Origin of the sequence: Shimia sp. R10_1, assembly GCF_017744095.1 — a bacterium.
In the GTDB taxonomy this organism is placed as follows: domain Bacteria; phylum Pseudomonadota; class Alphaproteobacteria; order Rhodobacterales; family Rhodobacteraceae; genus Shimia.
The window spans coordinates 106,505-121,698 of sequence record NZ_JAGHQX010000005.1 but is presented as its reverse complement, the minus strand read 5'-3'; the positions used below and the strand labels follow the sequence as shown (position 1 = coordinate 121,698).

The following is a 15,194-nucleotide window of genomic DNA, read 5'->3' as shown; positions in this document are numbered from 1 at the left end:
CGCGCTGATCAACACATAATTCTTGTGATAAAATAAGAGTCTATGCGTTATGATCACCTCCGCTCAGCTGGCCCGTTTTTCAAGTGCCCTTCCGTTTTGGTGCTCGCTCCTGCTGATCCCTCTGGTCTGGATCACCGCATCGCTTGGCGGCTGGTGGGTGGCTCTAGTGCCATTCACGACCTGGTATCTCTTCGCAATCTTGGATGCGATCACCGGCTTGAATCTGGAAAACGCAGATCTTGAAAGCGCCGACAGCGATCTGAAATGGTACCGCATGGTCACGATGATCTGGCCATGGCTTCAGTTTGCCACAATCTTTGGCATGATTTTCTATGCCACCCGCGCAGACCACCTCAGCACCGGCGCACTTATCGGCCTGTTCTTTGGTGTTGGCGTCCTCAGCGGCACGATCGGGATCAACTACAGCCATGAGCTGATGCACCAGAAACCCAAACAAGAGCGCTGGCTCGGCGACATCCTGCTGGCCATGGTGCTCTATTCACACTTCCGCAGCGAGCATCTGCTCGTACATCACCGCTATGTCGGCACGCCGCGTGATCCTGTCACTGCACGCTACAACGAAGGGTTCCACCGCTTCTTTCCCCGCGTGTTGGTTGGCTGCCTGAAATCCGCATTCCGCGCAGAAAAAGCCAAGCTCGCGCGCAAAAACCTACCTTGGACCGATCTCTCCAACCCCTTCTTCCGCTATTGGGCGTTGCAAGGCGCCATGCTGCTGCTCGCCCTGCTGCTGGGGGGCTGGCTTGGGCTGGCGCTGTTCCTCTGGCAGGCCTACATCGCAATTTGGCAGCTTGAACTGGTCAACTACGTCGAACACTATGGGCTCACCCGCAAACATCTGGGCGAGGGCAAATATGAACACGTCCACCCGCACCACAGCTGGAACGCCGCACACAAAGCCTCCAACTGGCTGCTGATCAATTTACAGCGGCATTCTGACCACCACTACAAACCGGACAGACGGTTTCCATTGTTGCAAAACTACAGCGATGCGGAAGCACCACAGCTTCCATTTGGCTATCCAATCATGACGATTGCTGCCATGATCCCACCGCTTTGGCGGCGTGTGATGAACCCCAAAGTACGCAAATGGCGCGCCATGTATTATCCAGAAATCACAGACTGGAAACCCTACAATAAAGCACAAAACCCGATGCCGCGCTAAACGGTGTCACGCCCATTATCCCATGTGTCATCCAAGCACCTAGGTGGACGTAAACCCATGCTCCCGCGGACGCTCATATGCCCAGACAGTGAGCTTCTCAGAGACCCCTCTTATATCCTGATCTGTAAACTTCTGCAGCCCCTCGAGACACTCATCCCCCCCTTCACGCAGCACCTCAGCGCGCATCCCATCGCTAATCACAAGTCGCGCATTCAATCCGCGGGTCATGCTTTCAAGCCGGGACGCCACGTTGACCGTGTTGCCCACCACCGCAAACTCCAGCCGATTGGCACCAATATCGGCAAGAACAGCGGGCCCGTAATGCGCTCCAAAACCAACCCGCAGCGGCGTAATCCCTTGGGCAATTCGGGCTTCATTCCAATCATCCACATCACGCATCATCTGGCGCACGCAGCGAAGTGCGTTTTGAGCGTCCCTATCAGAAGGGCTCGGCGTGCCGAAGGTCGCCATCAACCCATCGCCCAGATATTTGTCCAGCGTCCCCTCATGGGCAAATACGGCTGTTTCCATCAGCCCATGAAACTCACGCAATGTCCCAATCACCTCTTCCGGTTTGCGCGCGGCGGCAAACTCGGTAAAGCCCACGATGTCCACAAAAAGCACCGCAATATCATGCGATCTGATCTGCTTGAGTGGCTCATCGTTCTGGCTCAGTTCCTCCACCACATTTGGGGAAAAATACCGCGAAAGATTGGTGCGCTCTCGTTCTAGTGCCGCGTTGGAGCGCAAAAGCGCGTTGAACCGGCGCACCGTCAGCCCAAGAGTCAGTGCAACGAGGATGAAGACAAACACCTCCTGGATCCGCAGGTCCAACCTGAAAGCATTTGGGTCAAGCTGGCGTGCCAGCTCAGGAAAGGCTGGCAGCGCGTCTGCCACCGCCTGACTCAAACCTCGCACGGGCTCAGCCAGCCACACGGATAGCCCCACACCAATCAGCCACATCACCCCAGTCCAGGTGCCGATCGCAATCACAGTGCGCCAAGAATAGGCCAAAGTGCCAGCAGCCAAAATCAAGTAGAAATACTGAAAGTTATCATACTGATAGCGCATTGCAGCCGGCCAATCGTGCTCGCCCAATGGATTGGGCGCAACCATGCCAACCGTCATCAGCAGCAGATCCAGAAAGATTAGGAACACTTCCATGCGAGACCGCCCTACGCGCCCCATACGTTGGATCAGCCAGCCATTCGCACACAAAAGCAAAAGGATAAACTCATAGTACAGCACCTGCGGCCAAGGCGCGACGAACAGCAGAAATACGCCCACAAAAGACATCGCCCACCAGCGCGCCTTTACCGCAAGCCCAAGCCCTTCACGCTTGTGGCGCTCCAAAACCGCTTCGATATAGCGGTCTTCTTGATCTGCAGTTGGTGCAATCACGCCCTGTGTTTTGGATAGCACGCCCTCTTTCATCCGCAGAGCCCTCCGTGTCACTTTGAAAATAGGGATGAACAAGCGCATGCAACACCCACACAGACAAAAAAAACCCGCCGTTCCCGGCGGGTAAGTTTAGGTGCCTGTTCAGTCAGTACGGCGACAGGCACCGGCGGTGTTCTACCGCTTTTCTGTCTTGTTCTTAGATCAGGTCAGTTCGGACGCGCGGCCATCTCTGCGCGAATTTGCTGGCGCAGCAGATCGATAGGCACTTTCTTGCCTTCGCGTTTGTAAGACCAGTAAGTCCAGCCGTTGCAGCTTGGCGCCCCTTCAAGATGCGCGCCAACTTGGTGAATAGACCCTTTGATGTCCCCACCAATCAGCGTGCCATCTGCACGCACCTTCGCTTTGTAGCGGCCATTCAACGAATACAGCTCCTCACCCGGACGCAGCATGCCGCGCTCAACCAGCTGACCAAATGGCACCCGTGGCTCCGCCCGCTTGGAGGTCGACACCTGTAACGCTTCACGGTCAAATTTGCGCACATTGGCGATACGTTTCTCTGCAACTTTGCGATAGGCCGCCTCACGTTCAATCCCAATGAACTCGCGACCCAGCATTTTGGCCACCGCACCGGTGGTGCCCGTGCCAAAGAACGGATCCAGCACCACATCACCGGGGTTCGTCGCGCCAATCAGCACGCGATGCAGCAGACTCTCCGGTTTCTGGGTTGGATGCGCCTTGTCGCCGTTTTCATCTTTCAGACGTTCATGGCCGGTGCAGATTGGCAGCACCCAGTCAGAGCGCATTTGTACGCCTTCGTTCAGGGCTTTCAGCGCTTCATAGTTGAAGGTGTATTTGGCGCCTTCAGACTTGGAAGCCCAGATCATTGTTTCATGGGCGTTGGTGAACCGTTTGCCACGAAAGTTTGGCATTGGGTTGGATTTGCGCCACACCACATCGTTGAGGATCCAGAAACCCTGGTTTTGCAGCTCTGCGCCCATGCGGAACACATTGTGATAGCTGCCAATCACCCAGATCGCACCATTTGGCTTGAGCAACCGACGGGCGGCTTTCAGCCATTCGCGGGTGAACTTGTCGTAGGCTGCGAAGCTCGAAAACTGATCCCACTCATCATCCACAGCGTCGACTTTGGAATTGTCTGGACGGTGCAAATCGCCCTTCAGCTGCAAATTATAGGGCGGATCCGCAAAAATAAGGTCAACCGAGTTCTCTGGCAGACTGTTCATCACCTCGATGCAGTCACCAGACAATATACTATTGATCGGGAGCGCGGATGCGCCCTTCGCTTTTGTCATCGTTTTCATTCTCTGCCTCATTACGGCGCGGTTTTTTTAGTGCGCTCGTTGATGTGGATAAGTTTGATTCAAACGAGATTCGGCGTCAATTTGTTTTTTGAATCAAGGTGTTAGTTTTTTAACTTGATACAATATGTTGTGGATAGGTTTGAACGAACGTCTATGGTGTGGGGTTATCCCCAGCTCCAGCAAAGCCGCTTTGTGGCTTTTTGACGGATATCCGGCATTGGTCTCCCAACCGTAGCCCGGAAACTGTTGCGCCAAATCCATCATGATGTGATCGCGCGCTGTTTTGGCAACAATAGAAGCCGCTGCGATGGAAAGCGATCTGGCATCCCCTTTGACGATCGCCTCAGATTTCAGCGTCAGCCCCCGCGGGATCATGTTTCCGTCAATCAGCAAATGGTCCGGCGCAGCTGACAATCCGGCCACCGCGCGTTCCATCGCGATATGGCTGGCACGCAAGATGTTGTGTTCGTCGATTTCCTCCACCGAGGCGTGCGCAATACAGACATCCGCAACCTTCAAGATCTCTGCGGCCAGCGCATCACGCCGCTTCGCCGTCAGCTTCTTGGAGTCGTTCAACCCATCAGGAATGTTTTGCGGGTCAAGCACCACAGCCGCCGCTGTGACCGGCCCCGCCAAAGGGCCACGGCCCACTTCATCCACGCCTGCAACGCGTGTTGCGCCACCGCTGAGCGCCGCTTCTTCCAGAAAAAAATCAGGTGTTGTCATAGGCGACGTGACAACCATCTTCGCAGCAAATGCGCAAGAAAAAAGGCTGGGCAGCGTCTCATGCTGCCCAGCCTTTGGGGGTGTCGGTTGCCTAAAACGCTGGTGTTTACCGCCAAACCACCTGATAGCCATTCCGGTTCAAGCAGTTGGTGCGATAGCCGGAAATCTTGCGTTTTTTGCCCCGCGCCTCGAAATAGCATTTTTCAGGCAACCGATAGGCCGGGTACTCCGCGCGGAAAAGACAGCGTTGACCATAGGCCTGAATGACTTTGCCACGATGGGTCTCGAACCGTTTGGAGCAGTGGCTCGGCAACCAGGACTTGCGTTTTTTCACCTTCTCAGGCTTCACTGGTTTTTGCGATTTGCTCGGCTCGTATGTGTAGCGGGGTTTGTCGTCTTTATCATCCTTGTGATCTGCAACCGCCGCCCCGATCACCGCCAGCGCCAGCCCGCCAAACAGCAGCGCTCCAATCGCATCTTCATCTAGGGCATGGGCTTTGGGTGCAGACACGCCGGTGATCACAAGAGCGGCGCTCAACACGGCAGCAATGAAAGATTTCGAAGTCATAACAACATCCTTTCGCGATTTTTCAAAAGAAACCGGTTCAGTGACCGGCGGATGTTGCCTGTTTCGACCAGATCAATAAAATCTCACAATATCAGGTGGTTGTTATCTCATATCCACCCCCGCATGCGGATTGGTTATTGAATATCAACGCCGCCCAGCGCAGTGTGGCGCCATGAAAATTAGGATCAGATACCCGATTTGCGCCGCCCTCTGCGCCGCCGCCCTGGCCTTGCCAAACGGGGCCCTCGCTGCGGAATGCTACGCCGATTACAAAGCCAAGAAAGACGGCCCCCTGCGCCTGCACTACGGTGTGGTTGCGCTGCAGCAAGGCTGTGACAAAGCCTCCGCTCAGCAGGAAGTCGCCGCGCGCATTGGCCGCGATGGTTGGACGCTGCTAAACGTCCTCTCCGTATTTGACACCTCAAAACTCTCCGGGAAAAAAGACAGTGCAGGACAATTCTACCTCCGTTATTGATACACGACGCAGCGGCGGGCGAATTGTGATTTTCGGCATCGGAGCGGTGGTCTCGATCCTGTTGATCGGGGCCGCAGTCCTGCTGTTGACCCTGCCTGATGCCAATGCGTTCAACGCCCGCGTCGAGCAGCTGTTTATGGAAAACGACGCCCTGACCGGGCAGGCCGAAATCAAGTTGCTGGAAATCCTCGCCCAATCAGGCACCGCCTTTGCCGACACGCTGTCAAGCTACCGGCTCGTGATCCTCGTGTTGCTGGTGTTTGCCACCGCCATGATGCTCGCCGCTCTGATCTGCCTGGTGGCGCTCGTGCTACTGAACCGCCGCATGGCACAGATCGAACGCGCCGGCATTCAGGTAACCTCCCTGATTGTCAGCCGCGAAGAGAAAACCGTCTACCTCAACGAAATGGGCTTCAAACTGACCGATGCCGCGATGGAGACACTCTCCGTTCTGGCCGAGGCGCGCATGGATGATGATGTGCTCTCCGGCGTCGAACTGGAAAGCATGATCTCTGGTAAATCCGAAGCCGACTGTGAGGAAGCCGCCGGGGCCACCCGCATCAAACGCCTGCGAGATTCCCTTGGCAACCAGATGGTCAGCCAGCTCCTGGTGAAAAACATCGCCCGCAAAGGCTATGTGCTGTCCATAGACAAAGAGGTCATCGAGGTGCTCTGAGCGCGCGCTGCATCGTGCCACACGACGCGCCAGACACGATTGGGTGAAACCAGCACACACACCTTGTTGGGCCCGCCCTCAGATCCCACATTAGACCAGACCACGCGCGGCAGGGAGAGACCACCCATGGAAGGCTCGAAATTTGGCACCAACGCCGGCTACGGCATAGAGATCAAACCTATTGATGCAGACGTCCGCATATTACGCAACGGAACGGTGCTCGCCGAAAGCCGCCGCGCCAAGGTCATGTATGAAACCAGGCTCACACCACAGGTCTACATCCCGCGCGATGACATCCTCGTGCCGCTTTCGCCGCAAAACGCGCTGAAAACCTTCTGCCCATTCAAAGGCACCGCCCGCTACCGCGATATCCTGCTGGACGGTCACACCATCACAAATGGCGTCTGGTCTTATGATGACGCCATGCCAGAGAGCCGCGCCATCAACGGCCATATTGGCTTCATGCCCGAGGCAGGCGTAGAGGTGGATTTTGGCGGTGCTCAGCTTGAGCCTGTGACCGATGGCAATATCACCGGCCCTCTGGTCGACTGGCTGATGCGATGGGCGGCATTTGAAAAGACACCAGAAGATTTCATGGCGGCTCTGGGGCGCAAAATGCAGGAAAGCGGCATCGCTATCAAACGCATGGCCGCCATGATTTGGTCTTTACATCCAATGATCGCAGGGCGTCACTATATCTGGACACGCGACACCGACGAGATCACCACCTACACCCCGTCCTACGATCTCCACAACCACCCAAGCTATCTCAACAGTCCGCTCTATCACGTCAGCCAGGGCCTTGGTGGCGTCCGCCAGAAGCTTGATGTGCCAGGGCTGGACATGAAATTCCCAATCATGGACGAACTGAGGGCCGAGGGCGCCACAGACTATGTGGCCATGCCACTGTTTTTTTCAAACGGCCAGATCAATGTGCTAACACTGACCAGCGACCACCCCAAAGGTTTCACCACTGCCAATCTTGGCCTGATCTTTGAAGTCTCCAGCGTGATCAGCCGCTTCTTTGAGGTCTTCACGCAAAAAGAAAACGCACAATCTTTGCTTGAAACCTATGTTGGGCCGCGCACAGGCGCACGCGTTCTGGGCGGAGAAATCCGGCGCGGCGATGGCGATGACATCGACGCCGCCATCATGTTTTGCGATCTGCGCGACTCCACTCGTATGGAAGAGGAACTGGGCCGCGCAGCCTATATCAACCTGCTCAACACATTCTTTGAGACCGCCTCCACCATAATTGAAAGCCACGGCGGCGAAGTGCTCAAATTCATTGGCGACGCTGTGCTGGCCGTGTTTCCAGACACCGAAGATGGCACCGATGCAAGTGCCGCCGCTTTGCACGCCGCGCGCGAAATTGTCCAACAGCTTGAGGCACTGCGCGACGAAGACCCGCCCATACGCTGCGATTGCTCGATCGGAATTTCCTACGGCCGTGTCACTTACGGCAATATCGGATCCCGCGAACGTCTGGATTTTACCGTCATCGGCAGGCCCGCGAATGTCGCCGCACGGCTGGGCGACTATGGCAAAAAGCTTGGCCACCGCATTGTGGTGTCAGACGAGGTGGCGCGTCACGAAGTGGGCTGTAAATCCTTGGGCGAAGTCACATTGCACAATGTAAAAGACCCCGTAACCTGTTTTGCCATATCCGCAGACACTTAATCATAACACTCAATGAGTACAGTCTGAAGACTGATCGCTTGAACACGCGCCGGTGATCGCGATAACATCAAAGCGACCATATGGGGATGACAGTCTGTGACTCAACAAAATCGTTCTTTGACCCTTCGTGATGTTTCTGAGGCTTCGGGGGTGTCTGAAATGACGGTCAGCCGCGTGTTGCGCAACCGCGGAGATGTCTCACCCGCAACCCGCGACAAAGTCCTGCGTGCCGCCAAAGAGCTGGGCTATGTGCCCAACAAAATTGCCGGCGCTCTGGCAAGCCAACGGGTCAACCTTGTCGCCGTCATCATCCCCTCGCTTTCCAACATGGTATTTCCAGAAGTGCTCAGCGGCATCAGTCAGGTGCTCGAAGATACCGAGCTTCAGCCCGTTGTGGGCGTCACCGACTATCTCCCGGAAAAAGAGGAAAAGGTGCTCTACGAAATGCTGTCATGGCGCCCTTCAGGCGTGATTGTTGCCGGGCTTGAACATACAGAAGCAGCCCGGGCCATGTTGAATGCGAGCGGCATTCCTGTTGTGGAGATCATGGATACAGATGGCGAACCTGTGGACGCCATGGTGGGCATTTCCCACCGTCGCGCAGGCCGCGAAATGGCAGCAGCCATTCTAAAGGCAGGCTACAAAAAGATTGCATTCTTGGGCACCAAGATGCCGCTCGATCACCGCGCCCGCAAAAGGTTCGAAGGCTTCACCGAAGTTCTCGCCAAATCTGGAATAGAAGTGGCAGATCGGGAATTTTATTCCGGCGGATCTGCTCTCGCAAAGGGCCGCGAGATGACCCAAGCCGTGCTGGAGCGCAGCCCCGATATTGATTTCATATACTACAGCAACGACATGATCGGCGCAGGCGGCCTGCTCTACCTTCTGGAGAAAGGCATCGACGTGCCGGGCCAGATCGGGCTCGCAGGTTTCAATGGTGTTGAACTGCTGCAGGGCCTGCCCCGACAATTGGCCACCATGGATGCCTGCCGTCGTGAAATTGGCATCAAAGCTGCCGAAATCATTGCCGCGCGTACCAAGGGCATAGAAAAAGACGCAGCTGTCACCTTGGCTCCCACCATCAGCTTTGGCGATACGCTAAAGCACAGCTGAGGTGCAAAGGTGCAGTCGGTCTAAAGTTGCAACCGCGCCGCTCTGAGCGCTTTTCGAAAATGTGGAGCGCGCCGACGCGCAAGCACAGCAGCGCAATACTGGGCGATCAGCCCCGGCCTGTTTTTGTCTTCGAGTGTCTTCAGAAGCTGCTTCTGAAAACGAGCAATTTCACGCCTGTTGCGCATAAGGCGATAGAAATCATATTCCGTCATACTTCCCGCCACGCAGCCTTCGACCACAGGCTTTAACACACCCATCTGCTGCCACAGAGATGCGAGCCTGTGCCCCATGAACCGACATCTGTATTTTGTCAGATTACCCCCACGAAAGAGCGCCGCATGCATCGCATCCAAGTGTGAACGCGGATCATAAAACAAGCTCACTTTCTGCGCGCCCTCAATCAAGTCCGGCGCATACCCATACCGCCCCTTATAGGAGCGGCGCCACGCTTTATGATAGCGCGTCTCCCAGCCAGCGATGTCTCGATCCAGAGTCGCTTGCGGCGAAATACAGATTACATTTGCACCCGGTGCCGCAGAAGAAAACGCCGCAGCGGCATAGCCCCCCATCGAAGCGCCGTAGAAAACAACGTTGTCAAACTGTGCAAAAAACCCCTCATCGCGCAAACGGTCAAAGAAGTCGAACACGGCCTCATCGCGATACCATGTCCAGCCATGCGCCATCAGACCCAGCATCGACCACCCTCTGGATGTCACAAAATCATAGCCCCAGGGCATGCGATCTTCGGCACGAGAGTAGACATGATCCAAGTTCTCAAATGTCACGATCAATGTTTTGCCGTTCTTGACATAAAGCGCGCTGTGCTCGTCTCCTAATGCTTCAAAGAAACCGCGCTCCTCACCGAACCGCGCCATCTCGGCCTGCCACTGCGCCTTGGTTTGATCTTCCCAAGCAACGTCACTCATCGTTTGTGGACCACAAGCAGTTGGTTGCGTTTGGATTTGTCAAAATCAACCTGGAACATGAAGCAGCCAGAAAAATCCACTCGCAGCGCGTTAAAGGCATCAGCGATATCTTTGTCACTGTGCTCAAATACGCCAGTCTTGCGATAACTTTCAAAAAGCTCAGACGTTTTGGTCACACCAGAAATCTCAAGCTTGTTCGGCTGCCAGCGTAAATCTTCAATAATGTAGATACCGCCAGATTTGATTTTCGGGAACAGTTCCAGAAAGGCATTTTGCTGATGATGACTTGCTTGGGTGGCATCGTCGATAATCACGTCAAATTTACTGTTCTGCGGGACCGCTGCCTTGATGCTCGCCCGATCCTCAAGACGACAAGCCATCTGAGCGAGCCGATCATCCGTAAAGGCCGCCGCCTCGCCATGCACCAGTCTAGAAACTTGGCCTTTAGGGAAATACTCTAGCCACATCTGAACTGAAGGGACTTCTGCACCGTCAGCATGGCCTTGTTCCGGCGATGCCATCGCCTCTTGCCCAATTTCCATGAACTCAATCTTGCGATTGCGATACTGCAACAACAGGAGTTGATAGAGCTCGGTATAACGATGCTTAGAAGATCCCCGATCAAGTTCGAGACTGTCGGCAAGATCCGTCAGGTTCACCTGCCCGCGCCCAACCTTTTCAATGGTTTGTACTGGGGCAACACCAGCGGGCTTGGGTTTCACCGGGATAGGCGCCTTAAGGGGATCAACATCATGTTTCTTGAGCAATGTCCCCAAGAGAGACTTGGGATGAGGCACGCCACCTTCCCGCTCGACAAGGCGCGCGCGCATCCGCCGCCCATAGAGATGAACAGAGAATGTGTTGTCTGTAATGTAGGGACTGACGTCAAAGTTGCGACGCAGCATTTTGCGGCGGTCTTTGAACGTGAATGGATAGAGGCCCTCTTGAGGCAGCGCAAAACGCGCCTCGCCTGTTTCATGCAAGAAATGTGTTACAGCGTGTGGCCCCCAGACGCCCCAGGGCTGTTCACTTGCATGAACTGGCTGGCCAGCATCACGCGCTGCTTCCAACTCCTGCTGGTAGTCTTTGCCGTACCAGCTCGGTATTGCGAATTCATCGGATGTGAACTCCAGCAAAGCGCGCAGTGTTTCGCTGTCCTGCGGCAAGCCCAGAACGCCACCGTTGATATGCTTGGAACTTTCCCAACCGTAAAAGTGACCATTGGGTGTCTCAAACGGCTTCATGCAGTAGGCATCCGTGTCCGCCCAAATGGTGTTTTCGCTTTGCGCCAACATCTTGTAGCGGAACAAGTCGGAATGCAGAGCCGGGCTTCCAGTGCGCTGATGTGTCAGAAAATCTGTTCTGGGCAAAATCGGGCTCGCATCCGCAAGCTCAATCCCATCCGGCACATTCTGCAAAGGGCCATAGTGATACAGGACAACCCGGTGCCCAGCGTCCACAAAAGACTTTAAGCAAAGTTGCTCAAGATAGCTGAGCGGCCCTTCCATCCAAAGTGCCGCAATCGTTGGAAGCTTCATTCCCAGTCCGCCTGTTTCATATTAGATCTTTCGCCGTCTTACCGGGCGTTCTCGTGACACGCTGCACTGTTTCCATTTGATTTTCAATCCAAGGGATACTCAATGTGCTGTGTCTTGTTTCTCGACTGTAAAAAAGAAATCATCAGGCAGGTCGCGTTCCACCACCCAATCCGGGATAACCTCAGGGCCCGCCAAAAAAACATTGGCCCCAAAATGCGGGTGCAAGCGGGCCAACCGTTCTTGCCTAGCGCTCGTCAAATCCTCGTAAAATTTTGAATAGTTTGATGTTTTACGAAGCTCTCGGATCTTTTCTTGATGACGCTCTACCGAAAACGCATGCGCTGCGGCGATCTCCGGGTCTGACAGAAGACGATCCATTTCGGCCTGCATGGCTGGCATCATTCTCTGAATGGAGGTGTCTTCAACTGTATTGTTGTTCATTCGGAACCAATAGGCCATGCCTTGGTCTCGGTCGACATGGTTCACACGACCTCGATCACGCTTTACCAGAAAGCTCTCCGCAGATCGCACGGCGTAGTGATTGAGCTGCACCAGATCATAGCCAACGGTACTCGCCGTGGATCGCCATGCATTGCGATACATATCTTTGGGCAAGGCTTGTCCGGAGCCGTTAACCCAATGGATATGCGACCAAAGCTGAGGATTGAGCCCCTTGGGTCGATGCACACCCAGCTTTTTGAAAAGCCCGATGTTTCGATAGAGCGTCTTAAATCCCCAAGCTTGATGCGGTTTACGGGTTTGCTCAAGCGCACAACGTGTAAATTGTGCCATAAGCGGCGCATCGCTGTATTCATGCACATCGGAATTGCCAAACAGCCGCCATGTGCAGGAGATCAAATTGGCATCCCCGACAGCTTTGAAAAGTGCCGCCAGCGTGCCGTCGCCGGTTTTCACATTGATGAACTCATCCACATCCATAGAGATGACCCAATCGGCGTTTTGGATCACTGGTTCAGCCTCACCTGCCTGCAATGCCGCATGTTGCGGCTTGAGATCCGTACCTTTGAAAGGGTTGTCTCTGTGTTGAACAAACCCCTTTTCTTGCAATAAATCCAAGAAGCTATCTGTGCCATCATTGCAATCGTTGGTATAAACAAGGAACCTGTTCACGCCGATCGCCCGGTGATACGCGAGCCATTCCAGAATGAAGGGGCCTTCGTTCTTCATACAGGTAATGATGGCCACATCATTCTCTGCCGGGTCTACCTTCGGCGCTGGGATCTCTGGCATGCGAAGTGGCTTGTGATCAAACTTCTTACGCGCAAGCTTGAGCAGTTCGCGGTCCTCGATCAGAGATGTCTTGGGCACAATACGCCCAACATTCGGCGTTGGATGGCGCAAGGCCATACAGCGATAAAACTTAACCCATTCGTCGGCTTGTGTTTGTGCCCCAACCACGCGGATCAAGCGCCAAACCACATTTTTTGCCGCCTTTTTAGGGGCGATCACCCAGCGGCGGCGCAGTTTGGTGGCATCAAACTGAACACAAATATGGTCGGCATGCGTGGCCTCTTGATCCTTCCGCACGCGCCACGGATAGCAATGCTGTCCCAAGAGCGTCACCACACCGCTCTCCGACTTTACAGCCATATCAAACAACGTGCGCCCTTTGGTCCCTTTCCCGGTGGTTTCGCTCACCAAATCAGAGATATCCAACAAGGCGACAGCCCGTGCACTGTTAAGCCAACGGTGCCGCAGCAACTCAAAAACCTGCACTTCCCCAAGCGGGGACTCCCACGGCGCAGCCTCCGGAATTTCCATGCGGTCTTTGCCGGGGGCATCGGGCGCGTTGATCGGATGTGCCTCTGCAGGCTGATCCTCATGACCAAGCGGCACATCAAAGCGCACGACCAAAACCTGCTTTAGGCCCTTAATTTCGGAAAGTCCGGCCTCAACATCCGCAATGTAGTCTTGATCGGCACCCGGCCGCGCGCGATCCAGAATCACTGCGCCTTGCAGGTTGTGACGTGCACAATGATACCGAAGCCAAGCCAGTGTGGCCGTCGCCGTTTCGCCATTGCGCACTGCCAACGCAACATTCAGCCCCTCAAACAATTCTCCCTCTGATTGTGTGAGCGGCAAGCTGAATTGTGAGTTCTGAAAGTGTAGCTGCGGGTTGATACCCGTGTAGCTGAGGTGGAGCACTGCCGCGCTGCCAATGCTGCGACGCCCCAAGATCTCTGTGCCTGTCCGCGCCTCAAAAGCCGCGGCATCAACACCTGACTTAAAAAACGCCTGGGCTTCACCGCCCTCACCCTCAGAGCTCGTAACACAAGAGAGCAACCTTGCCCCGGCAAGATCGACGCTGCTCACTTCGCACAGTTGAAATGCAGCTTTACGCATATGTTCGCCTTTGCCTCGCCTGCTGTCCTGACCGCAAGCTGCCTTCAGGACATTTTATTGTTTGCACGTTGATACCACCTTACCAACTGCCGCTGCAAATGCTGGGGTGGCACCTGACTGCTGCCTGCCGTGAGAATTTGAGACATAAGCTCTTGCCCCTCTGGTCGCGTCACAAGCGTCACAAACCGTTCCTGGTGCCAGGTCACAGCTGCCTTGTGGAGATCCGCGATCCCGGAAATTGACAATAATTCCCCCAGCACCCCTTCGGTGGCTGGGCGCATCTTCGCAATTGAGCGGCAGTCTTCAGAATTGAAGTTTCGTTCGACCCAATAGGCCAGATCAACCTTTTTGCCTGTCCGATTGGGCAGACCTCGTTCGTTTTTCACAACAAACGATGCTGCTGAACGCACGGCGTAGTGATTGAGTTCGACCAAGTTACGCGCCACACCAAGCCCATAGAGAGACAGCCTTGCTGGGTTTTCTGCCAAATACGGATGCGCAGGGTGACCAGAGCCATCAAAGATATTGGGCAAACCCGCCTTCTCCGGGGCCTTTTGTTTTGGTCGGTGCACCCCAAGCTGATTAAATGGACCCGAGGTACGGAACAGCATTTTGAACAGGCTTGCCGCAACGGGATATTGCGCATCGGCCGCGATCGCCCGCGTGAACTGCTCTGTGACCGGGCGGTCCTCAATCAACACCTGATCATTGTTCCCAAACAACCGCCAAGGCAGGACAATCGCGTCAGTTTCGTCAGGCAACTTGGCAAGCAGATCAGGGATCCGATGGCCGGGCACATGAATATTGAGAAACTCGTCTACGTCGGAGACCAAAATCCAATCAGCCTGCTTGCGAAGCGGATGCTTCCAGGCTTGGCGCAGCGCCTGCCATTGGATGCTTTTGCCTGGCGTGGGCGCGTGCGGCACATGAGTGAGAACACCTGCATCGTCTAGCGTGACCAGCATCTCGTGCGTGCCATCATCGCAATCATTGGAGAAGATCAAAAAATCCGTGACGCCCGCGGCTTTGTGGTGTGCGATCCACTCCAACAGATACGGCGCCTCATTTCGCACGGAAGTGACGCTGAGAATGCGCGTTTGCGCCATGTCGCGGGCAAGTTTCATAGGGTCTGCATATCACAGGGAAAGGGCGTGCAAAGCCTCTGCGACAAAATCCTTAAAGGTTGCATCACACATGAGACTTCGCAGGTACACATACGCCG

13 protein-coding genes are annotated in these 15,194 nt (G+C 54.9%); 5 read left to right on the top strand and 8 right to left on the bottom strand.

Annotated elements, in window-relative coordinates; all coding sequences use genetic code 11:
• Positions 1–49 precede the first annotated feature (49 nt).
• Positions 50–1,183 carry an alkane 1-monooxygenase gene (locus tag J7413_RS11080; protein ID WP_209098146.1) on the top strand — a complete coding sequence of 378 codons (1,134 nt, stop codon included), beginning with the start codon at positions 50–52 and terminating at the stop codon, positions 1,181–1,183.
• Positions 1,184–1,222: 39 nt separating this feature from the next.
• Here the strand turns inward: J7413_RS11080 and J7413_RS11075 are convergent, their stop codons facing one another.
• The 4 genes from J7413_RS11075 to J7413_RS11060 form a co-directional block, all read right to left on the bottom strand.
• Positions 1,223–2,617 (bottom strand): adenylate/guanylate cyclase domain-containing protein, encoded by a 1,395-nt coding sequence (locus J7413_RS11075; protein ID WP_209098145.1) that lies wholly within the window; start codon positions 2,615–2,617, stop codon positions 1,223–1,225.
• Between the two features lie 173 nt (positions 2,618–2,790).
• Entirely contained in the window at positions 2,791–3,906 is a 1,116-nt protein-coding gene (locus J7413_RS11070) for a site-specific DNA-methyltransferase (protein ID WP_209098144.1), read from the bottom strand.
• A 93-nt stretch (positions 3,907–3,999) separates the two neighbouring features.
• A complete protein-coding gene (locus tag J7413_RS11065) occupies positions 4,000–4,632 on the bottom strand; it encodes a ribonuclease HII (protein WP_209098143.1) in 633 nt (210 codons plus the stop codon).
• 106 nt (positions 4,633–4,738) lie between these two features.
• On the bottom strand, positions 4,739–5,200 hold the full coding sequence (locus J7413_RS11060) for a hypothetical protein (RefSeq protein ID WP_209098142.1): 462 nt from the start codon (positions 5,198–5,200) through the stop codon (positions 4,739–4,741).
• A gap of 172 nt (positions 5,201–5,372) precedes the next feature.
• On the opposite strand from J7413_RS11060, the gene J7413_RS11055 reads away from it, so the two are divergent.
• The 4 genes from J7413_RS11055 to J7413_RS11040 all read left to right on the top strand — a co-directional run bounded on the left by J7413_RS11055 (position 5,373) and on the right by J7413_RS11040 (position 9,144).
• Complete coding sequence (locus J7413_RS11055; protein ID WP_209098141.1) at positions 5,373–5,675, top strand: hypothetical protein; 303 nt, start codon at positions 5,373–5,375, stop codon at positions 5,673–5,675.
• Positions 5,647–6,351: a hypothetical protein gene (locus tag J7413_RS11050; RefSeq protein ID WP_209098140.1), complete on the top strand. Its 705-nt coding sequence runs from the start codon at positions 5,647–5,649 to the stop codon at positions 6,349–6,351. The genes J7413_RS11055 and J7413_RS11050 overlap by 29 nt, the downstream gene beginning before the upstream one ends.
• A 126-nt stretch (positions 6,352–6,477) precedes the next feature.
• On the top strand, positions 6,478–8,031 hold the full coding sequence (locus J7413_RS11045) for a DUF427 domain-containing protein (protein WP_209098139.1): 1,554 nt from the start codon (positions 6,478–6,480) through the stop codon (positions 8,029–8,031).
• A gap of 117 nt (positions 8,032–8,148) precedes the next feature.
• Positions 8,149–9,144 (top strand): LacI family DNA-binding transcriptional regulator, encoded by a 996-nt coding sequence (locus J7413_RS11040; protein WP_247743468.1) that lies wholly within the window; start codon positions 8,149–8,151, stop codon positions 9,142–9,144.
• 20 nt (positions 9,145–9,164) lie between these two features.
• Here J7413_RS11040 and J7413_RS11035 read toward each other — a convergent pair whose 3' ends face one another.
• The 4 genes from J7413_RS11035 to J7413_RS11015 form a co-directional block, all read right to left on the bottom strand.
• Entirely contained in the window at positions 9,165–10,070 is a 906-nt protein-coding gene (locus J7413_RS11035; protein WP_209098138.1) for a phosphoadenosine phosphosulfate reductase, read from the bottom strand.
• Positions 10,067–11,608: a hypothetical protein gene (locus tag J7413_RS20530; protein WP_247743467.1), complete on the bottom strand. Its 1,542-nt coding sequence runs from the start codon at positions 11,606–11,608 to the stop codon at positions 10,067–10,069. The genes J7413_RS11035 and J7413_RS20530 overlap by 4 nt, the downstream gene beginning before the upstream one ends.
• 99 nt (positions 11,609–11,707) lie before the next feature.
• Positions 11,708–13,972: a glycosyltransferase family 2 protein gene (locus J7413_RS11020; RefSeq protein ID WP_209098137.1), complete on the bottom strand. Its 2,265-nt coding sequence runs from the start codon at positions 13,970–13,972 to the stop codon at positions 11,708–11,710.
• A 44-nt stretch (positions 13,973–14,016) separates the two neighbouring features.
• Positions 14,017–15,096 (bottom strand): glycosyltransferase family 2 protein, encoded by a 1,080-nt coding sequence (locus J7413_RS11015; RefSeq protein ID WP_209098136.1) that lies wholly within the window; start codon positions 15,094–15,096, stop codon positions 14,017–14,019.
• Positions 15,097–15,194: the final 98 nt, after the last annotated feature.